18 protein-coding genes are annotated in these 19,419 nt (G+C 44.6%); 10 read left to right on the top strand and 8 right to left on the bottom strand.

What is annotated here, in order from left to right:
• Nucleotides 1-44 precede the first annotated feature (44 nt).
• Nucleotides 45-353 (bottom strand): hypothetical protein, encoded by a 309-nt coding sequence (locus HNP76_RS08300; protein WP_184659401.1) that lies wholly within the window; start codon nt 351-353, stop codon nt 45-47.
• Nucleotides 354-1,240: 887 nt separating this feature from the next.
• On the opposite strand from HNP76_RS08300, the gene HNP76_RS08295 reads away from it, so the two are divergent.
• Entirely contained in the window at nt 1,241-2,233 is a 993-nt protein-coding gene (locus HNP76_RS08295) for an outer membrane beta-barrel protein (RefSeq protein ID WP_184659399.1), read from the top strand.
• 530 nt (nt 2,234-2,763) lie between these two features.
• Here the strand turns inward: HNP76_RS08295 and nudC are convergent.
• Together nudC and HNP76_RS08285 are read right to left on the bottom strand one after the other, a co-directional pair.
• Complete coding sequence (gene nudC / locus HNP76_RS08290) at nt 2,764-3,117, bottom strand: NAD(+) diphosphatase (protein WP_184659397.1); 354 nt, start codon at nt 3,115-3,117, stop codon at nt 2,764-2,766.
• Entirely contained in the window at nt 3,114-3,329 is a 216-nt protein-coding gene (locus HNP76_RS08285) for a hypothetical protein (RefSeq protein WP_184659395.1), read from the bottom strand. The genes nudC and HNP76_RS08285 overlap by 4 nt, the downstream gene beginning before the upstream one ends.
• A gap of 349 nt (nt 3,330-3,678) precedes the next feature.
• Between HNP76_RS08285 and HNP76_RS08280 the strand changes: the two genes are divergently transcribed.
• Both HNP76_RS08280 and HNP76_RS08275 read left to right on the top strand, forming a co-directional pair.
• The gene (locus tag HNP76_RS08280; RefSeq protein WP_184659394.1) at nt 3,679-4,689 is read left to right on the top strand and encodes an RpnC/YadD family protein; all 1,011 of its coding nucleotides are present in this window, start codon (nt 3,679-3,681) and stop codon (nt 4,687-4,689) included.
• 75 nt (nt 4,690-4,764) lie between these two features.
• Nucleotides 4,765-5,070, top strand: coding sequence for an RpnC/YadD family protein (locus tag HNP76_RS08275; protein WP_206173045.1), 306 nt, complete (start codon nt 4,765-4,767; stop codon nt 5,068-5,070).
• Between the two features lie 195 nt (nt 5,071-5,265).
• On the opposite strand, the gene HNP76_RS08270 is transcribed toward HNP76_RS08275, so the two are convergent.
• The 4 genes from HNP76_RS08270 to HNP76_RS14235 form a co-directional block, all read right to left on the bottom strand.
• Nucleotides 5,266-6,480, bottom strand: a complete 1,215-nt coding sequence (locus HNP76_RS08270; RefSeq protein WP_184659392.1) for an outer membrane beta-barrel protein — start codon at nt 6,478-6,480, stop codon at nt 5,266-5,268.
• Nucleotides 6,481-6,623: 143 nt separating this feature from the next.
• A complete protein-coding gene (locus tag HNP76_RS14245) occupies nt 6,624-6,860 on the bottom strand; it encodes a PD-(D/E)XK nuclease domain-containing protein (RefSeq protein WP_206173046.1) in 237 nt (78 codons plus the stop codon).
• A gap of 28 nt (nt 6,861-6,888) precedes the next feature.
• On the bottom strand, nt 6,889-7,317 hold the full coding sequence (locus HNP76_RS14240; protein WP_206173047.1) for a P-loop NTPase family protein: 429 nt from the start codon (nt 7,315-7,317) through the stop codon (nt 6,889-6,891).
• On the bottom strand, nt 7,301-7,567 hold the full coding sequence (locus tag HNP76_RS14235; protein WP_206173048.1) for an AAA family ATPase: 267 nt from the start codon (nt 7,565-7,567) through the stop codon (nt 7,301-7,303). The genes HNP76_RS14240 and HNP76_RS14235 overlap by 17 nt, the downstream gene beginning before the upstream one ends.
• Before the next feature lie 165 nt (nt 7,568-7,732).
• On the opposite strand from HNP76_RS14235, the gene HNP76_RS08260 reads away from it, so the two are divergent.
• From HNP76_RS08260 to HNP76_RS08240, 5 genes are all read left to right on the top strand, one after another.
• Nucleotides 7,733-9,529, top strand: a complete 1,797-nt coding sequence (locus HNP76_RS08260) for an ABC transporter substrate-binding protein (RefSeq protein WP_246462621.1) — start codon at nt 7,733-7,735, stop codon at nt 9,527-9,529.
• A 21-nt stretch (nt 9,530-9,550) separates the two neighbouring features.
• Entirely contained in the window at nt 9,551-10,273 is a 723-nt protein-coding gene (locus tag HNP76_RS08255; RefSeq protein ID WP_184659388.1) for a lysophospholipid acyltransferase family protein, read from the top strand.
• A gap of 9 nt (nt 10,274-10,282) precedes the next feature.
• Nucleotides 10,283-11,440, top strand: a complete 1,158-nt coding sequence (locus HNP76_RS08250; RefSeq protein WP_246462622.1) for an ABC transporter permease — start codon at nt 10,283-10,285, stop codon at nt 11,438-11,440.
• A gap of 1 nt (nt 11,441) precedes the next feature.
• Nucleotides 11,442-13,628 (top strand): dipeptide/oligopeptide/nickel ABC transporter permease/ATP-binding protein, encoded by a 2,187-nt coding sequence (locus HNP76_RS08245; protein ID WP_184659386.1) that lies wholly within the window; start codon nt 11,442-11,444, stop codon nt 13,626-13,628.
• A gap of 111 nt (nt 13,629-13,739) precedes the next feature.
• Nucleotides 13,740-14,831: a ribose-phosphate pyrophosphokinase gene (locus tag HNP76_RS08240; protein ID WP_184659384.1), complete on the top strand. Its 1,092-nt coding sequence runs from the start codon at nt 13,740-13,742 to the stop codon at nt 14,829-14,831.
• 23 nt (nt 14,832-14,854) lie between these two features.
• On the opposite strand, the gene HNP76_RS08235 is transcribed toward HNP76_RS08240, so the two are convergent.
• Nucleotides 14,855-15,994: an FIST signal transduction protein gene (locus HNP76_RS08235; protein ID WP_184659382.1), complete on the bottom strand. Its 1,140-nt coding sequence runs from the start codon at nt 15,992-15,994 to the stop codon at nt 14,855-14,857.
• Nucleotides 15,995-16,098: 104 nt separating this feature from the next.
• On the opposite strand from HNP76_RS08235, the gene HNP76_RS08230 reads away from it, so the two are divergent.
• Nucleotides 16,099-17,622 carry a methyl-accepting chemotaxis protein gene (locus HNP76_RS08230; protein WP_184659380.1) on the top strand — a complete coding sequence of 508 codons (1,524 nt, stop codon included), beginning with the start codon at nt 16,099-16,101 and terminating at the stop codon, nt 17,620-17,622.
• A gap of 15 nt (nt 17,623-17,637) precedes the next feature.
• Nucleotides 17,638-19,410, top strand: coding sequence for a methyl-accepting chemotaxis protein (locus tag HNP76_RS08225; RefSeq protein ID WP_184659378.1), 1,773 nt, complete (start codon nt 17,638-17,640; stop codon nt 19,408-19,410).
• The last annotated feature ends 9 nt before the right edge of the window (nt 19,411-19,419 follow it).

Genomic DNA, 19,419 nt, shown 5'->3' with positions numbered 1-19,419 from the left:
ATTGAATCCTCCATAAAAGTATAATGTGTTAAATTCAAATTATTTTACTGAACAGCCGTTTCTTTCTGCTTTTCAAGTTCTTCTTTTAGAGTAAGAACTTGCTCCAGTGGCAGGGAAGTGATCTGTGCAGTCTGCTCCGGGGAAAGCCCCATGGAAAGGGCATTCTTCGCGTTTTTAATTGCGTTTCGTCGTTCACCGGCTGCCATGCCCGCACTTACACCTTTATTGTATCCGCGCCTTTCTGCATTGTGCATGCCGGTATTGTAGTCGCGCTGGGCCTTGAAGATTGAATTCTGCCTTGCCCAGTTGATTTCGTCCTCGCTGATTGTGCATAGAGATGATTTTGCGTTCATAAGCCCTTCCTCGCATATTGTACCACGAAAGCGGCGAACTGTCATCTTTGTCAAACTCGAAATTTAGGACTGAAATCTGGTAGGCTGGCGGAGTTGTCCACTCATCGCCCTTCATATTGGATGTGCTGAGAAGCCTTGCAATCTGAACGAGCGGTTCATTCGGCATAAGCTGGACTTCCTGCACTTCGCGGTTAAGAATGGTTGAGATAAAATCCTTCAGAGCCGCGTTTGATTCCTTCGTGTCAGCCGTGAACATAGCCTTGAAGGAAAAGTCACAAAGGGGGCTCAAAAGCGCCGTTGGTGAAGGTCGTAATGTAGTTTTTGCCATAAAAACTCCTTTTGATTAATATGTGTAAGCTCTTTTTTCTTACACATATTAATTGTCTTTAAAAGTGCGTTTTCGGCAGTCCAGAACGAAAAAAGTCAGAAAAATCCAAAAAAAAGATATATTTGATGTTAATTATTAAACTTTAGTACACCAAATTTCTTCGGATTCTCTTTTTCTCAATTTGGATTTTTCTGATTTTAGAGGGTGTTTTTTGGTTAAAACTGTCAAAAATTGAGCAACTGCCCTCTCGGCAGAAATCACTTTCGGTTCTTGGGGACGCGCTCTCTGGGTAACAGCAGCAAACGCAGCATATGAGAATGGCAAAGATGACAAAGGTAACACCAAGTACTATGAAACAATCGTAACTGATGTTCATCAGTCATGGGGTGGAGCAGCTCCACGAACAGGACTTGCTGTTGCTGGCAATTCCGACAACGTTGGATTCAAACTTGACATTCATGGAAATGCTGAAGGTATTAATCAGGGTGATAACGCTTACATTTGGGTAAAACCAATTGAATCACTCCGCCTTTCTGTTGGTAAGCATGATGACAACTTCTTGAGAAGTGATGCGGCTTACGGTTTGTGGAACTGGGACCGATTCGCTTGTGTTGACGGTGTTGGTGAAGGATTCATCTTTGATGACTATCTTGACAAAACAACAGGTGTTAACGCTTACTTCACACCAAACGAGGCTCTTTCTGTAGGTTTCCACCTTCCACTTGATCTTACTGGAGCTCATTCTGCAGATGTTGTAACAAAAGATGACGGAACGGCAGAATCTGATCCATATGTATCAGGTTCTTTGACTGATGCATGGCTCAGCTCTGCTGTCGTATTTGCTTACAAAATCGACAGTGTTGGTACTGCTAAAGCTGGTTTGAAACTCAACAATGGAACTACTACAGAAAAAGCTATTATGGAAGACCTTTTGGGAAAAGATCGCGTTGCCGCTCTTGAAAAGGCTGGTACTTCATTCAGTGAATCAAAAATCTATAACCGCGATAAGGACGGTAAAGACGTTAAGACTTGGGTTGAAATCGCAGCAGCATTCGAGCTCACATCAGTTGAAAATCTTTATGCCGCTTTGGGTGTCGTAATTCCAACACTCAACACTAAACCAATCAAAGCTAATGCTTATGGTAAATACAGCGTAAATGAGCAGCTTGCTGTTCATGCAGTCGTTGGAACAAAAATCAATGAATTTGATGCAAAAGACTTTGGAAAGAAAGCTACAAAAGACCTCTTCAACGGTTTCGGTTTCCTCGCTGGTGTAGGTGTTGATTATGCTCTCGATGGTGGAATTGCCCTCTTTGCAGATGCACGCTATGCAAACGGTGTTTACTGTGGAAAGAATTCTGATGCAGATGCAAAAGCTGATCATTTCACACTCGGTCTTGGTGCAACAAAAGGATTCTCTAACGGCCTCATCGGTGTAGCATTCGAAGGATCTACAAACAAAGGCGGACGTTACGCTCTCAAGCCAAACGACAAAGGTGCTCAGGACAAATTCTCTTGGGAAATCCCAGTTAAATTCGAGTACTGGTTCTAATCTAGGCTGACAACTAGCTAAATGAACTGCCCCTGCTCAAAATCTGAGCGGGGGTTTTGTTTTTATTACATAATATGAATCTATTATTTGTTTAGAGAAAAAAATTCGTAAGAAAAGCATCCTGAATAAGCTAAAATAGAATCCAAAAATAAGTAAAAAACTTGACTGAAATTAAAAAATAAAGGAGCACCCGCGACAAGCGTCTTGCCCCACAAGATTTTATGCTTTAAGTCCTTATGGACTTCGCTTCACTCTGTGTGCGAGACAGGGTGGAGCTATTTTTTTTACTCTTTATCCTTTTTCCGTCTGTGGAGAAGGTGCAGAATAATGTCGACGATAAGTTGAAAAGCACGAAGCAATATAATATGTACCGCAAAGCGTTTAATAAAAATGGGGCTCTCTCCTCAGCAGGTATCAACAGGCACGAGCCTATCAATGGAAGAAGTTCTGCGGCTTTTTAATGAAAAATAAATAGACAAGACTGCTTTCAAACAGGCTCTGAATCTTCTCGTTCCGTCCGAAAAACAGACCTACTCAAACATCCCGTGAATCAAATTGTATGCCACGCTACCAGGCCCCGGGACTTTTGGTAGTTTTTTCCAATTAAACCATTGTACATCCGTGAGTTCGTCCTCTTGGATTTTGATTTCGCCGCTATCATATTCGGCACGGAATGCTAGCATTAGCTGATCAGGAAATGGCCATGACTGACTGCCTACATATCGGATGTTCTTGATTTTTATGCCAGTTTCTTCAAGAACTTCCCGATGAACAGCGTTTTCGATTGTCTCTCCCATCTCGACGAAACCTGCAATACAAGAATAAACTCCGTCATTCCGTTTTTTGTGCCGCGCAAGAAGAATTTCATCGTCTTTATTTATCAAAGTGATGATTGCTGGTTCCAGTTGCGGAAAATATTGTTTGTTTCATCAGTTATGCTTATGAAATCATTGATTCTCTCAATTCCCTTCATTTTATGGAAGAAATCACGCAAAGGCATATCAATACAGCCCGCCGGATTGGGCGTGTCCTTTTCGAGAAGAAGCGCAGAAGATCCATATTCAAGTTCAGCGAACCAGTCTTCGGCAACGTTCATTTCAAAACACTTGCGAACGACTGCATCATCCGGCAGAGACTCTCCCTATTTTCTAATTCATCGCGCATCGTTCAGATTGAGCAGATTTTTTTTACGCAAACTTTACCTGCTTGCGCCCTTCCACCCTTCGCTAACGCTCATTCTTCCGCTCACATTCGTTCGCTCCAGAACTACGGGGTTACACGGCTGGGCGGAGATTTTTTTTGGATTTTTCTGACAAATTTGAATTTGCATTGCCGAAAACGCACTTTTAAAGGAAATAAATAGGTATGGGAACTTGAAGAAGACTTTGTGACGGCCGCGCTAAGTTTTCTGATTCTTCTCAAATCTTATTTGTCTGGAGGAATTCATGAAAAAGCGAATTCGAAACAAAAAGAAAAATCACTTTAGGTCGGTGCGGAAGCGAGAGCCTAAACGTACTTACCGAGACACCTTGTTCCGCACGATTTTCGGAGGCAAGGATGACCGAAGCAAAAGATGGCTTTTGTCCTTGTATAACGCGCTCAGCGGGAAGAATCACACTAACATTGAAGACTTGGAAATCACCACTCTCGATGATGTTATTTACGTCTCGATGAAAAATGATTTGTCCTTCCTGATTCATTCACAGATGTGCTTGTACGAGCATCAGAGCACGGTAAATCCAAATATGCCGCTCAGAGGACTGTTGTATTTCTCTCAGCTGTATCAGCAGTACATCGACAAGCACAAGAAAAATCTCTACGGCAGCGTGCTCGTTAAAATTCCGGCTCCGCAGTTCATAGTGTTCTACAACGGCGATAAAGAACAATCGGATATTGTGGAATATAAACTTTCTGATGCGTTTATTGAATCTGGCAAATTTGCAAATATAACAGAAAGCCCACAAGAAAATTCTTGTCGCGACAAGGATATCGCAAAATTTGAATGGACGGCGACAGTGATAAATATAAACAAAAATCACAACGAAAGTCTTTCAAAAAACTGTGAGCCGTTGTATTATTATTGTGAGTTTGTAAATCAAGTGAAGGAAAACCTTTCACAAGGGATGACATTTGACAGCGCGGTTAACGAAGCAGTTGACTTCGCAATCAAAAGCGACTTCCTGGAAGGATTTTTCCGGGAGAAGCGCATGAAGATTTTGGATGACATTTATACAGAGTTCGATCAAGAATCTTATGACGAGACACTCCGAAACGATGGCCGCATAGAGGGAATCAAAATCGGTGCACGAGAAACTGCCATCGCAAATGCGAAGAATTTACTTCGGATGAATCTTGGTTCACTAGACCAAATTTCTCAAGCTGTCTCTCTCCCGCTGGAGCAAGTAATTGCACTCAAAGAGGAACTTTCGCACGAGACGGTTGTTGTCACAAATTAACACAAAATCTATCCGTCAATTTGAAAGGAAATTGGCGGATAGATAAATCAAGTGAAGGAAAACCTTTCACAAGGGATGACATTTGACAGCACGGTTAACGAAGCAGTTGACTTCGCAATCAAAAGCGACTTCCTGGAAGGATTTTTCCGGGAGAAGCGCATGAAGATTTTGGATGACATTTATACAGAGTTCGATCAGGAATCTTATGACGAAACACTCCGAAACGATGGCCGCATAGAAAATGCCATCGCAAATGCGAAAAACTTTCTCAAAGAAGGTGATTCACCTGAAAAAATCGCTCGATGTTGCAATCTCCCGCTGGAACAAGTAATTGCTCTTAAAGAAGAACTTGCGAGCGAACAGATTGGAGTTAGCAGGTAGTATTTTTTTTAAATATATTGTATCTATATAAATATAAGCAGCCCGCAAACATGGAAGTTTTCTGTTTGCGGGCTGTTTATTTGCGATTATGGCTTTTGATTTGTTTTTCAAGGTTCCCGGGGTGCAAAAAAATCCCCGCCTTGTGAGCGGGGAAACTGCCGTGATTTACACGGCGTTCAGCTGAATCAGCTTAGATTAGAACCAAACTGAGAGAGCAATTGGGATAGCCCATACGAAGTTCTTGTATTTGCCGTCATCGTTTGTTGCTCCAGTGATAACGTTGTTAGCGAATGTACCGCTGTTTGTCTGTCCCTGGAAAGCAACTCCGATGTAGCCGTTAGAGAAGCCCTTCTGGATACCAGCAGAGAAAGCGATGCTGTCTGTGTTGTCAGCTTTTTCTCCATCGATACCAAATTTTGAGAGGTAGCGGAAGTCAGCGTTTGCTGAGAGACCATCACCAAGGTTGTAGTCTACGCCTGCACCAGCCTGGAAGCGAGAATCTGTCTTAACATCCTTAGTTTTGTAATATGTAAAGAATGCACCGCTTGCAGAAAGTTTGAGGTCATCATTAACCTGGTATGTAGCACCGAGAGCAATTTTCATCTGGTTGTCGATTTTGGCGGATTTGTCTGCATCTTTGATGTTGTTGTACTGGATGCCAAGGCCGAGGAAGAGGTTCTCTACAGCGAGAACGTCAACTTCTGCTTCAAAAGTGCAATCGCTGTTTCCGTCAGCCTTTTTAACGGCATCTTTCGCTGCATGATAGGTCCAACCCTCATATTCTCCGTCTGCTTTTGTTTTGTTTTTAGCAGTATCAGCATCGTCTGTTGTCACAATACGCTGTCTCATAAACTCATAGTACGCAGAAGTTGCATCTTCAGCATCTACAGAACCTTTGCCCTTACCAATGTACTGAGCCTTGATTTTAGCTGTACCTGGAATTGTGTAAGCAAAACCACCACGGAGATTCTTGTATGTTTCATCAGCTTTTGTCTGAGTTGTTGTGATTGGGACCAAAGCCTGGATGTAGAGGTTCTCCATAGGAGTAATTTCTGCCATGAGACCTGTAGCACCGTTACCGCTCATCAAGAGGCCTTCGTCTTCTGCAATCCATGATGATGTTGGACGGAGCCAGTTCCATGAACCATAGCAAAGGTCGCCACGAAGTGTGTTGTTGTCATATTTACCGTATGAAACTTTTACGATGTCGAGTGGCTTAATCCAGAGATTTGCCTCGTCACCTGCTGAAAGGCTCATAGATACATCGTTGTAGATACCCATGCTGAAACCTGCAGTACCGTCCTCAGATTTTCCATTAACGTTAAGACGAGCTGTACGAGCACCATAACCCCAAGAGTTACCTGCTGCTGTAACTGTGTCTTTTCCGTCGCTAGCTACTGGTGCTGCCAAAGCGCGCAACCATGCTCCGAAAGTGATTTCTGCCGAGAGGGCAGTTGCTCGGAATTTTTTACAAAAAGTTCCGTTTTGACTCATGTGTAAAGCAAATGAGAGTGTTTAATAAGAAAGAAAAATCAATTAGTGGGACAAATCTTTTATTTTACAAACTGTTCAATTCTGCATTCGTGTGTTTTTGTATATTCGTCATAATTGATTCCGACAAAAAGCAAATCACCGGTATATGCAGAAAGACTGTCAAAATATTTTTTTTCTTTGATTTGATTTAAGGCGCTTTCTGCGGTACCATTGCGTTTCAGTTCTATTATCATCGCAGGTAAATTGGGTACAAAGGGAATAAATACTACGTCCGCGAAACCTTTTCCTGTCGTCATTCCTTTGATGCCTGTACGATTTTGTTGGTCACTGCATAGCACTTTCGCCAGAAAGCATTCGGACAACATAATCCTTTGTCCCTTCAAAATTTGCACTAATTCTGTCAGTAATAACTTCGTAACTTGAAGTTTTGCTCCAATAACTTGCAAAATCATTTCTCATTATGGATTTAACGACTGATTCAGGATTATAGATTTCAAAATTACGCTGGCTGTAGCCGTCGTACCATCTCTGGCATTCTTCAAAATTATTCAGCTTTGACTGAATTTTATCGCGTATCACCGGCAAAATTCCTGTCAGATAGGCAAGAGCAATGGCCGGGCGAACTGTATCGCTTTTAAATAGACCGTTAAGTAAATCTAAATACTGATTAAAAAGCTTTTTATCGACATTTTCGCGAACAAGAACGTCGTACTCATCCATGATAATTACGAATTTTTCACCAGTTGCTTTCAAAACTCTGATCTTTGGCGATTTTGTAGGGTGCAAATAATTCCCGGAAATCGCAGCCTTTTGAAAAATAAGCAGATATCATGTTTGCTGCAATAGTTTTTCCAAATCTGCGTGGGCGCGAAATACAAAGATACTTGTTGTCGGTCTTCATGAATTCGTTTAGAACGGAAATCATCATTGTTTTATCTACATAGATTTTTCGTGAAAGAGTTTCCTTGAAATTTGCATTATCAGGATTCAGATAGATTCCCATTTTATACCGCCTAAAAATTATACATCATTAAGTGAAAAAAATCGACTGATATGCTATACTGAATTCATGAAAAATCCGTCGTTATCCGCTTTCATCCGAATCTTAAAAATCTTTGCCTGTCTGGGCAGTCTTTGCTTATTTTTTTCCTGTACGCGATATCCTGAAATGTCACTTTCTGAAATCGAGGCTGCCCGTGCTTCTGTTTCAAATGATTTGATTGAAAAAACCGTGCACAGACCGAACCTTACAAATCACTTTGAGGCTGGAAAAAAAGGCGGAACTTACAACACCATGATTACTGGCGACCCAAAAAGCTTCAATATGCTTGTTGCCGAAAAAGACGGCGAGACGAGCGGTGTTCTTTCGCCCATGGTGCAGTATCTTGTGGACTATGATTTGGTCGAGCGCAAGTGGAAGGGGCTTATTGCGGATTTTGAGGTTAAGATTTACGAAGAAGAAAATAAACTTGATTTGATTTATACGATTAAAGATGATGTTTACTGGTCTTTTTACGGCAATTCAAAGCCTCGGGTAAAAGTCACTAGCGATGACATTGTCTTCTGGTACGATGAAATTCAGGGCGACGAGGAATGCGGTTCTTCTGCCTACAATTCTCAGTTCATGCCAATGGAAGACGGAAAAAGCGAGCGCATCACAATCGAAAAAATCGACGAAAAGAGCTTTGTCTTCCATTTTCCTCAGATTGTAGCAGAGCCTGTCCTTCATACGAACATGGATTTCGGCCCGATGTTCCTTTACAAGGCGGCAAAGGACTCTGGCGGAGCCGACGCCGTCAAAAAACTTTTTACCGTGGCGACAGATCCTAAGGAAATTCCAAGCTGCGGCCCTTACTTCCTTGTTGAATATGTTCCGGGGCAGAGGCTTTTGTACAAGCGGAATCCTGATTTCTGGGATAAAGACGCAAATGGAGAAAGCCATTACTATCCTGAAGAGCGGGTAGTGCAGATTGTTGGAGATCATAACACCGGTTATCTTCTATTTAAACAGGGGAAACTTGAGGATTATTCCTTTACGCCTGAGCAGGTCGAGGAAGCAGTCTCTGCCGCAAAAAACGCACTTTCTTCCGACGGCACTCTTAATGAAAATCAGGAAAAAGCGGGCTACACGGTTTTCAATGCGGACGGCTCAATGAACGCTTCCTTCTGGTCTTTCAATCAGAATCCAAAAAACAAGGACGAGCCTTATTACGACTGGTTCTGCAAAAAGGAATTCCGCCAGGCGATGAGCTGTCTTTTGAACCGTGAGAGAATCATTTCTCAGACTTACCGTGGGCTTGGCGAGCCCAAATATTCTTTTTTCCCGGAAGCAAACAAATATTACGACGAGAACATAATCCTTCAGTACAGATATTCCCACGCACATGCAAAAAAACTGCTTGAAGAGGCGGGCTTTTCAAAGCATGAGGACGGATTTTTATACGACGAAAAGGGGCGTAAGGTTGAATTTGACCTTACAATCAACGGCGGATCCCCGATTTTCTCGGACATAGCCCAGATTATCACCGACGAATGTAAAAAGGAAGGAATTATCGTCACTACTCGCCCGACGGACTTCCAGAAACTGGTCGAGCAGCTCATGTCAAGCTACGACTGGCAGACAATCCTGATTGGCTTTGGCGGCGGCTCTCTCTTCCCGACCCAGGGAAGCAATGTCTGGGTGAGTGACGGAAACCTGCATCTTTGGAATCCCCTTCAAAAATCTCCTGCTACAGAATGGGAAGCCAGGGTGGACGAGCTTTACCACAGTGCAAAGTGCATAGTCGACTACGAAAAGGCAAAGCCCTACTGGGACGAATACCAGCAGATTTTCCTTGAGCAGTGCCCGGTCATCTATCTGATTCGCTCGCGCTCTTTCTTCGGTCTTCAGAACCGCTGGGACATGACCAACGTTTATTACGACAACATGAACGGTGCCGAAACAGGATATCTTTATTTAAAATAAATTTGGGAGTAAAATAGAAGAATGTTTACAACAATTATTTCATTTATCAGAATCGCATTTTACATGCTGTCAAAAAATAAACTCCGCCGCCTCGCACTCAAATATGACAAGGCCGGCGACATCGAAAACCGCGACAAAGTTGTTTTTGGCGTTGTTCCTCAGTGGGCTCAATATGTTTTTACGACTGTTACCCGCTCAAAAGTCGAAGTTACGGGTTCCGAAAAAATTCCTCAGGACCGGGCTGTCGTTTTCATCGGCAATCATCAGGGAAACATGGACATTCCGCTCCTTTTTGGCTTCATCAACAAGCCGATGACCTTCGTCGCAAAGGCTGAGCTGGGTAAAATCCCCCTCCTTGCCGACTGGATGAAGCTTCTTCAGTGTACCTTTATCGAGCGCAAAAGTCCCCGCAAGTCAATTCAGGCAATTCACGATGCGGCAGAAGGAGTCAAAAAGGGCTACTCTCAGGTAATTTTCCCGGAAGGCACCCGCAGCAAGGGCGGACCTCACCACGAATTCAAGGCAGGAAGCTTCAAGCTCGCATTCATGTCGGGGGCACCAATTGTTCCTGTTACGATTGACGGCACCTGGCGCATTTACGAAGGTCAGAAAAAGGTCAAAAAAGGCCAGCAGGTCAAACTCATAATCCACGATCCGATTGAAACGGCAGGACTTTCCAAGGAAGAACTGTCAAAAATCCCTGCAATGGTCGAAAAAATCGTCTGCGCACCGCTGGAAAGTTAGGAGTTAGGAATGAGGAGTGAGGAGTTGGGAGTTACAGAAGATGCCCACATGGAGGTGGGCAAAAGCAAGTTGACCGCAAGAATTTTTAGACCGTTTTACGGACTAAAAATTCTTGTCAGGACATGGAGGTCCAAGTTCCCTCTGCTTTCCTTTATCACTTCCAGAATCATAACGATGCTTGTGATTCTCTTTATTTTGGGCTGGGCTTTGTTCGCACTCATGGCACTTGCTCCGGGCGACATCGTTGACCAGATGATGCAGCAGCAGCTTATGAGCCAGACCGAAAGCCGTGGAGCCGGTGGCGCCAATAAGGACAATGTCTTTTCTGAAGAGCAGGTCGCCAAAATGCGCGCTGAAATGGGCCTTGATAAGCCCTTTACCGTTCAGTATTTCATGTGGCTTGAGCGGGTTATCGTTCACCACGATTTGGGCGTTTCCTTGATTTCAAAAGCACCTGTTTCCTTCCTTATAAAAAGCCGGATTGTCAATTCCCTTGTCCTTAATCTGATTTCACTTGTTTTCATAACGATATTTTCTTTTCTGCTCGGAGTTTATTTTTCGAGCAAGGCAGGAACCCGCATAGACCTCGCGGCAACTTTCTTTGCCCTCTTTTTCCACGCTTTTCCGGGAATTCTTCTTCTGATTCTCCTTCAGCTTTTCGCTTCGGTTTCGGGCCTTTTCCCTGTCACCGCTTATCCTGATTTTCCGATTGGCGAAGCTCCCGCAAAATTCGTCTTCAGTTATACATATCATATTTTTCTTCCATTGTTCGCCTCTTTCCTCGGCGGAATCGGAGGCACAATGCGCATGATCCGAAGCACCATGCTTGACCAGATGGGAATGCCTTACATCATGGCACTGCGTGCCCGCGGAATCTCAGAAAGGCGGGTCTACCTCAATCACGCTTTCCGCAACACTCTTAATCCATACATCACAGGAAGCGCAAACCTGCTTGCAGGCCTTTTTTCAGGCTCCCTCGTCCTTGAAATCATCTTCTCATATCCGGGAATCGGCCGCCTCATGTACGACGCCGTAATGCAGCAGGACGTTAATCTCGTTCTTGCTAACAACATGTTCATCAGCGCGCTAGTCCTAGCCGGCATGACAATCAGCGACATTCTGCTTGCCGTCGTTGACCCGAGAATCCGATACGGAAAGGAAGGATAAAATGAACCGTCTCTTCCAATATCTAAAAACCCGACCTCTCGCAATAATCTCTGTCGCTGTTCTTGTGCTTCTTTATCTTTTCATGATTTTTGCACCCTTCATTTCTCCATACACGCCGACGCGCACTTTTGAGGAAGACACTTTCCATCCTTCAAACATTGAAATCACCCGGCAGGGAATCGTTGCCCGCGAATACCGCGTCCTAAACCCGATTACCTGGCGCTACGCAAAGGTCAAGGGAAAGGAATTTCACCACAAAATCTCTTTCTTTGTGAAAGGCGAGCCATATAAGCTCTTCGGGCTGATTCCATCCGAGAGGCATCTTTTCGGCACCAAGCCGGACCCGCGCACAGGCGAACTTTATCCGGTCTTCCTCTTTGGAGCCGACAACCTGGGACGAGACCTTTTTTCCCGCATGGTTTACGGAAGCCGGATTTCCCTGACAATCGGTTTTGTGGCCAGCGCAATTTCGCTGGTGCTGGCAATCCTTCTCGGCGGACTTGCAGGCTATTACGGCGGCAAAACTGACTGGGCGGTCATGCGCTTTTCCGAGTTTTTCATGCTGATTCCGGGGCTTTACCTGATTCTCTTTTTGCGTTCCCTGCTCAACAGCAAGATGGACTCCGGCACGAGCTACATGATAATCACGGTGATTCTCTCACTCGTCGGCTGGCCGGGCACCGCGCGCACTTTACGAGGCATGGTCCACGCAATCAAGAGGGAAGAATTCGTCCTCGACGCAGGCCTTGAGGGCATTCCTTCAACGGTCATCATCTTCGCGCACATAATTCCGCAAATCACAAGCCTTCTGATAGTCTCGACCACGCTCGCAATTCCGCTCTTCATCATGAGCGAGACCACGCTTTCATATTTGGGCCTTGGAATCGCCGACCCTGCCGTAAGCTGGGGAAGCCTCATCAACCGCGACATTTCAACCCTGTCTAACCTCAAGAATTTCCCCTGGCTCCTTACGCCGGTCTATCTTCTCCTTGCCGTCACGCTGGCATTCAATTTCCTGGGCGACGCACTCCGCGACTACTTCGACCCATACCACGTCGTATTTAAGACATGGAAGAAAAAGGGGGCGCTCCCTGCTTTCAGCAGGTCGGGTCTTTCGCACTTCCGCTCCCGCTCCATTCCTGCGCAGCAAGCTGCTCCGGAACGCACTTCGTGCGGTGCTACAGCCCCTAGCGCATCGAAACACAAATCCATGCGGTGCTCTACCGTCAGTGCCGGAACACCGTTCCTTTCTGTTGAAAATCTCCGCGTGTCATTCACCGTTCTCCGTGGTGCAAGTCAGACCGTGATAAAATCCGTGCGCGGCGTTTCATTCAGCATGAACCGCGGTGAAATTTTGGGAATCGTCGGCGAATCAGGCTCAGGAAAATCCGTCACTACAACTGCAATTCCGGCTCTTCATCCGTCAAACGCCACTGTCGAAGGAAAAATCTTCTTTGACGGTGTGGAGCTTACTTCGCTCAGTCAAAAAGAAATGCGGACTTACCGCGGAAAGAAAATCGGGCTTATCTTTCAGGAGCCTGGCCGCTCATTTGACCCGCTTCAGAACATCGGCTCAGTTTTCCTTGAAACTTTCCGTAACTCTGACCCGAAAATCACCAAAGAAGAGGCTTACAAAAAGGCCATTGAGCTTCTTGATGAAGTGGGGCTTCCTGATCCTGCAAGCCGCCTCAAGAATTTTCCCCACCAGTTTTCAGGCGGACAGCTTCAGCGAATCGGAATCGCGCTTTCCCTTGCACAGGGCTGCGAGCTTTTGATTGCGGACGAACCGACCACCGCCCTTGACGTTACGATTCAGGCTCAGATTGTAGGCCTGCTCGCAAACTTGCGAAAAACGCGAAATCTTTCTATTATCTTCATCAGCCACAACATTGATCTGGTTGCAAGCCTTTGCGATAAAATCATCGTAATGTACGGCGGCTTAATCATGGAAAGCGGCACTAGCGAGCAAATCATGAATCATGCCCGCCATCCTTACACACAGGCACTTCTTGCATCAAGTCCGAAATTCGGCACTCATTATACAAGCCAAAAACTGCTTTCAATTCCAGGCCGCGTAACAGACCCTGCCCACCCGGAGCCGGGCTGTCCTTTTGAGCCGCGGTGTTCTTTTGCAAAAGAAGAATGTCGTAATGCTGGAAGCGAATGCCATAAAATGCGTAAGGGATAGTAGCGGCGGCGAAGCCGTTCCGAAGCAAAGCGTAGGAATGAAGGCGAAAGCCGGAACCGCGGAAAGCCCGACGGCGTAGCCGTTACGCCCAAAAAAACAGGAGAATCAATAATGAATAAACTTGGTATCATCGCACTTGAATCTGCTCAAAATGCAGGCCAGAAAATTGACGAAATTCTTTCGCTCTGGCGGCATGGCGGACATTTTTTGATTCCATCTTCTTGCCCCCGTTTTGGAAGCGGCGAGGCAAAAGGTCTTGTCAAGGAATCGGTGCGTGACCGGGATATTTATATTCTTGTTGATGTCTGTAATCCTTCCGTCACCTACAAAATGGACGGCTACATCAACCGCATGTCTCCCGATGACCACTTTCAGGACTTAAAGCGGGTTATTGCCGCCTGCAACGGAAAGGCCGGCCGAATCACCGTAATCATGCCTTTTTTGTATGAAAGCCGCCAGCACCGCCGCACTGGCCGCGAGTCTTTGGACTGTGCCATGATGCTCCGTGAGCTTGAAAACATGGGCGTTCACGACATAATCACATTTGATGCCCATGATCCCCGCGTTCAGAATTCGATTCCCTTCAGCGGTTTTGAGGACGTTTCTCCGGCCCTGCAGTTTACCCAGGCTCTTTTGACAGAGTACGAGGATTTGAAAATTGACAGCGACCATATGATGTTCATTTCGCCGGACGAGGGCGCGACCCAGCGTGTTGTCTTCATGGCTTCGATTTTCGGCGTAAACATCGGAATGTTCTACAAGCGCCGTGACTACAGCACTATTGTAAACGGCATGAACCCTATTATCGCCCATGATTTCTGCGGCGAGTCGGTCGAGGGCAAGGATGTTATTGTCGTTGACGACATGATTTCCTCAGGCGGCAGCATGATTGACGTCGCTAAGCAGCTCAAGGACCGAGGTGCTGCCCGGGTCTTTATGTTCGCAACTTTCGGTCTTTTCACGAACGGACTGGACCAGTTTGACAAGGCCTATTCAGAGGGCATTTTTGACCGCGTTTTCACGACCAATCTCGTTTACCAAAAGCCTGAGCTTCTTGAGCGGCCATGGTATTATTCTGTCGGTATGAACCGTTACGTCGCCGCAATCATCGACACCCTCAACAAGGGTGAGTCAATGAGCGAGCTTATAAAACCTGCCGAGCGCATGAAGGAAATGGTCGAACTCTATAAAGGTAAAATGTAAGAGGAGCCGGCTGGCCTTTGAGGCTACTCTCCAATCACGATGCTTACAAGGGTCTGGTTGCAGTTGAAACGTCCGAATTGCTCGCCGTAACTTGAAAATCCGCAGTATTTTGGGAAGTAGCGGTCGAACCTTTCCAGGACTTCCTTGACCAGAGACTTTTGATTGAAGTAAATCGTGCGCAGGATGCAGTTTACAAGAATTACGGCACCCGGCTTGGGAATAACTTCGCTGATTGATTTGCAGGTTTCTTCTGCTATTTTTGATATTTCCCCTTCTTTGAGAAGCTCAACAAAGGCACCGGCAGCGACCTTACAGTACATGTTCATCGTGCCGTCGTCGTTAAAGCCCGCGATTGAAGAAATGTACATGTCACCGTAGAGTCTGCGGCCAAATGGATAAACCAACTGGGCATTATTTACTTCGTTTTCGCCGATTCCAAGCAGTTCTGCATAGCGTTTTAGAGGAACTTCACCATCAATGCTTATGATTTTCCGGGTGTGGATGTCAGCTTCGGTGATTTTCATGAGTTTTCCGATTGGCGTGAAGAGATTTTCCTTTCGGATGTCGAATTTACACTGGGTACGAACAAAAAGAATTACGGCTCCTTCTGTTGCAACATTGCCGTTGTATGAGACATAGGTTTTTTTGAACTGCAAATCGTCTCCGGCACTTCCGCCTGCAAGAATAAAGTCTTCGTTTTTGATGATTGCGTAAAAGAGTGCCGTTAAAGTTTCTTCTGCATTGCAAAGACCGTTTACAAAAGTTAGGGCAAAGGCGTCCTTGTGACAGTCAGGAGAGCCTGGATTTATGCCGATTTTTCTGGCTGCATCTTCAACTGTTTTTACGCCGAAGATGTTGAATTTTTCTACGTTATTTATGAGTACGCCTGAAACCCATGTGCGGCTGCAGGAAAGGGCCGTTACGACAATCGAGTGCTGAACAAAGCCGTCGCCCTTTAGTATTTCTCCGGAAGTAGAGCAGCCGATGACCTCAGAATTGGGATAGCGCTCCTTGAGCTTTGAAGACAAGTCTTGAAAATCATAATTCACAGATGCAAAGAAAATGATTGCGATATATGAATCAGCCAGAGGAAGTTTAGAACAAATTTCGTCTACCGCATTGGGCAAAATGGGATTATAAGTTACTGCAATATCTTGTTTCATAGCCTTAATTTTAACTGTAAAAGTCAGATAACGCAAACTTTTTTATTAAATTTCTCTTAAAATTTAACTTGATTTTTCCTTAAAATGAGGGATAATTATAAAATATGAATGTTTTTAAAATTTTTTTAACATTGATTTTTTCAACAACGTATCTGGGAATCTTTACTCTCCGCGTTTTTCATTATGGATTCATATATGAGAGGCCTTCTGCAATAGTTTTTGAATGCATTCCAACGGTTTCAATTTCATTTTTCCTGATTCTGGGCTGTGCTATTGTAGAGTACCCTATTCTTACCCGCTTTGAATCAATAATCAAAAAGGGAAGAAGGGACAAATCTTCCATAACAGAATCTGATGTAGCCGAGTGCATGAGCTGCTACAAAAAATTTGACATCGCCATTGCTGCCGGAGACGCAATCGGCTTTCTTCTTGGTGCCGGTTCTACTGCGATAATTGAATCAATAAAGGGAATTGCGCCTTTTGAGCCTCTTGTCTTCCTTATTATTGAACTCCAGAGCGTCGGCATCGGTTTTTTGTGCTACACTTTAATTGTTTTCCTGGTCAAGCGTATCCTCATGACGAGTCAAATGCGCGAAATCGGTATTCAGGTAAACGAAAATCTTTCACGAAACCTCAATATTGCCATCGGAAGCTGCGTTTACATTTCCATTATGAACATGATTACCGTTCCGATTAATCTTATTAAAAATCCGGGCGAAGGCAATTTCAACAAATATCTTCTATATTGTCTTATTGGCGCTGTGCTGGACGGTCTCATATGTTTCGGCACATATTATTTAATCATCAGAAAAATTCAGAAAACTGAAAAGCACATAAGTTCAAACTTGCTCAAGGAAACCCAGAATCTTGTTTCTGCTACAAAAGAATCGGCGGAAACCAGCCACAACCAGTCTACTGCCGTAAAGGAAATCGTCGCCACCATGCAGGATTCTACGGAACTTGCCGGAAATATCAGCGAAAAGGTCAAGCACGTTACCAGTCTTGCAGAAAAATCACGGGATGCGGTTCTTTCGGGCAGGGAAGTCCTTCAGAAAAACGTCAATGAGCTTCTTGAGATTAAAAATACCAACCGGCTCACCATTGAAGGAATCCGCGAGCTCAACAAAAAAATCAACAGCATCTGGGACATCGTTTCCATTATCAATGTCGTTGCAGACCAGACAAAAATCATCGCCTTCAATGCGGAACTTGAGGCGGCCAGTTCTGGTGAAGCCGGTAAAAACTTCCATATTGTAGCGACTGAAATCCGCCGTCTTTCAGACAACATCATCGACAGCATCAAGGAAATCAAGGAGAGAATCAGTGAGATTCAGAAAGCTTCAGATTCTTTGATTTTGGATGGTGAAAGGGGAACTGAACAGATTAATTCCGGCTATACAGGTGCAAAAAGTCTTGAAAAGGATTTTGAAAGCATCATGCAGTCATCTGATAATACGGCTGCCAGCACTCATGAAATCCTCGAGCATGTCAGTCAGCTTTCAAGTTCGAGCGAGCAGATTTTTATTACCCTCAAACAGATTGCGGAAGGAATTGAAAACTTTTCGGAATTCACATCAAGCATTTCTTCTTCATCGGAAAATGTCCGGAAGATTGCAGATTTATTATAAGGTCAGGTAAAAGATATGATAAAAAATTTTAACAATGAAGGCGAAAAAAAAGGTTTTGAGATGACTTTCGTAAAGAGGTCTATGCTCCTTATTGGTACTCCAGTCGCAGTTTTTTTTGTTATTACCGCGATAATTCTTGCAGGACTTGTTTCAAACTTTACTGAGCAGCAGGCATACAGGCTCATGTTCTCAAACATGAGGGAATGTGTCCTGAGTTTTGAAAAGACTCTTACGCCGCCTTCAAAAGTAACTGAGGCTCTTGCATTTCTCTTTAGCAACGGTTTCTATGAAAGTGACTCAAAAAATTCAGTGATTTTCGAAGATGTCTCTCAGATTTACCCTGAGTTTCCTGGCTTTTACGGCTGCAGGACAGACGGATCTCTTTTCACCAGTCAAAATATTGAAGTTCCAGAGGGCTACGATGCGACGGAAGAAAACTGGTATACCGGTGCCCTTGAGTATGGCGGAGAAATTTTCTATTCACCTGTTTACAACAATAAACTGACTGATTCTCTTGTCGTAACTATTTCCCGGGCAGTCTATAAGGATGATGAAATTGACGGTGTCGTAGCTTTCGATTTCCCTATTGTCGATTTGCAGAATTTCGTCGGTGAAATTAAAAATGATGACCTCGATATGTCATTCATTCTTTCTCCGGACGGTGATTTTTTCATGCACGGAACATACTCGCCTGATGAAAACATTAAGACTGTAGAGGGCGGAAAATACCATGACCTTGGTGAAAACCTTCTTATGGCCGGTGATGATTTTGTTTATGGAAAATTCAATAACGTTAATTATGTATTCAGGGTTTCGCCCATTCCTCTGACGGGCTGGTATTATGTCCTCGGAAAAAGCGTAAAGGACGTAAATTCCTTCTCTCATGCAACAAAAATCCTGCTTATCTCTGCATTTACGGTTCTCTTTATTGTCATCATGGCAATCACGGCCTTTATTATCAGCCGCATGAGGTCAAAGGAACAGGAAGCCAGCCGCCGTCTTATCGAAGAGACCCAGAGCCTTGCCGTTTCATCAAAGGAAAACGCCGCAACCGCTCAGGATCAGAACGCGGCCATCAAGGAAATTGTCGCCACAATGGAAGACAATACGGCCCTTTCCGAAGACATTTCCCAGAAAATCAAGGACGTTTCGGGGGTTGCAACAAAGACCAGCAGCGACGTTACGGAGGGCGTTTCATATCTTGAAGAAAATGTCCGCCAGCTTCATGAAATTGCTCAGGCCAATCAGTCTACAATTAACGGAATCAAAAATCTCGGCGACAAAATTGAAAACATCTGGGATATCGTTACCCTCATCAACTCGGTTGCAGACCAGGCAAAAATCATCGCTTTCAATGCTGAGCTTGAGGCTTCTACGGCCGGTGCCGCAGGACGAAACTTCCATATCGTAGCTACTGAAATCCGCCGCCTTGCAGACGGAATCATCGACGGCACAAAGGAAATCAAGTCAAAAATCACGGAAATCCAGCAGTCTTCTGACAGCCTTATTCTTGCCAGCGAAAGCGGAACCGAAAAGATTCAGGAAGGCGTTGCTAATGCCAAAAATCTTGAGGAACGCTTCTCAAGCATCAAAAATGCTTCTGAAATCACGGCTGACAGCGCCGGCTCAATCACTACGATTATCCAGCAGCAGACGATTGCGAGCGAACAGATTCTTCTGACCCTCAAGCAGATTGCTTCTGGCGTTGAAAATTTCAGTTCTGCGACTACACATATCTCTGTTGCATCAGAAACCCTCAAGTCGATTGCAGAGGACTTGAACAAATAATGGAGACTT

Origin of the sequence: Treponema ruminis (assembly GCF_014201975.1) — a bacterium.
Classification (GTDB): Bacteria; Spirochaetota; Spirochaetia; order Treponematales; family Treponemataceae; genus Treponema_D; species Treponema_D ruminis.
Note: the sequence above shows the minus strand (reverse complement) of the source record. Positions and strands in the feature narration are given on the sequence as shown.

Bases quoted from the DNA above. Each gene is read 5' to 3' on its own strand.
- HNP76_RS08300 (WP_184659401.1), bottom strand. From the start codon at position 353: ATGAACGCAAAATCATCTCTATGCACAATCAGCGAGGACGAAATCAAC.
- HNP76_RS08285 (WP_184659395.1), bottom strand. From the start codon at position 3,329: ATGAACGTTGCCGAAGACTGGTTCGCTGAACTTGAATATGGATCTTCT.
- HNP76_RS08280 (WP_184659394.1), top strand. From the start codon at position 3,679: ATGAAAAAGCGAATTCGAAACAAAAAGAAAAATCACTTTAGGTCGGTG.
- HNP76_RS08275 (WP_206173045.1), top strand. From the start codon at position 4,765: ATGACATTTGACAGCACGGTTAACGAAGCAGTTGACTTCGCAATCAAA.
- HNP76_RS14245 (WP_206173046.1), bottom strand. From the start codon at position 6,860: ATGACGACAGGAAAAGGTTTCGCGGACGTAGTATTTATTCCCTTTGTA.
- HNP76_RS14235 (WP_206173048.1), bottom strand. From the start codon at position 7,567: ATGGGAATCTATCTGAATCCTGATAATGCAAATTTCAAGGAAACTCTT.
- HNP76_RS08260 (WP_246462621.1), top strand. From the start codon at position 7,733: ATGTCACTTTCTGAAATCGAGGCTGCCCGTGCTTCTGTTTCAAATGAT.
- HNP76_RS08255 (WP_184659388.1), top strand. From the start codon at position 9,551: ATGTTTACAACAATTATTTCATTTATCAGAATCGCATTTTACATGCTG.
- HNP76_RS08250 (WP_246462622.1), top strand. From the start codon at position 10,283: ATGAGGAGTGAGGAGTTGGGAGTTACAGAAGATGCCCACATGGAGGTG.
- HNP76_RS08245 (WP_184659386.1), top strand. From the start codon at position 11,442: ATGAACCGTCTCTTCCAATATCTAAAAACCCGACCTCTCGCAATAATC.
- HNP76_RS08240 (WP_184659384.1), top strand. From the start codon at position 13,740: ATGAATAAACTTGGTATCATCGCACTTGAATCTGCTCAAAATGCAGGC.
- HNP76_RS08235 (WP_184659382.1), bottom strand. From the start codon at position 15,994: ATGAAACAAGATATTGCAGTAACTTATAATCCCATTTTGCCCAATGCG.
- HNP76_RS08230 (WP_184659380.1), top strand. From the start codon at position 16,099: ATGAATGTTTTTAAAATTTTTTTAACATTGATTTTTTCAACAACGTAT.
- HNP76_RS08225 (WP_184659378.1), top strand. From the start codon at position 17,638: ATGATAAAAAATTTTAACAATGAAGGCGAAAAAAAAGGTTTTGAGATG.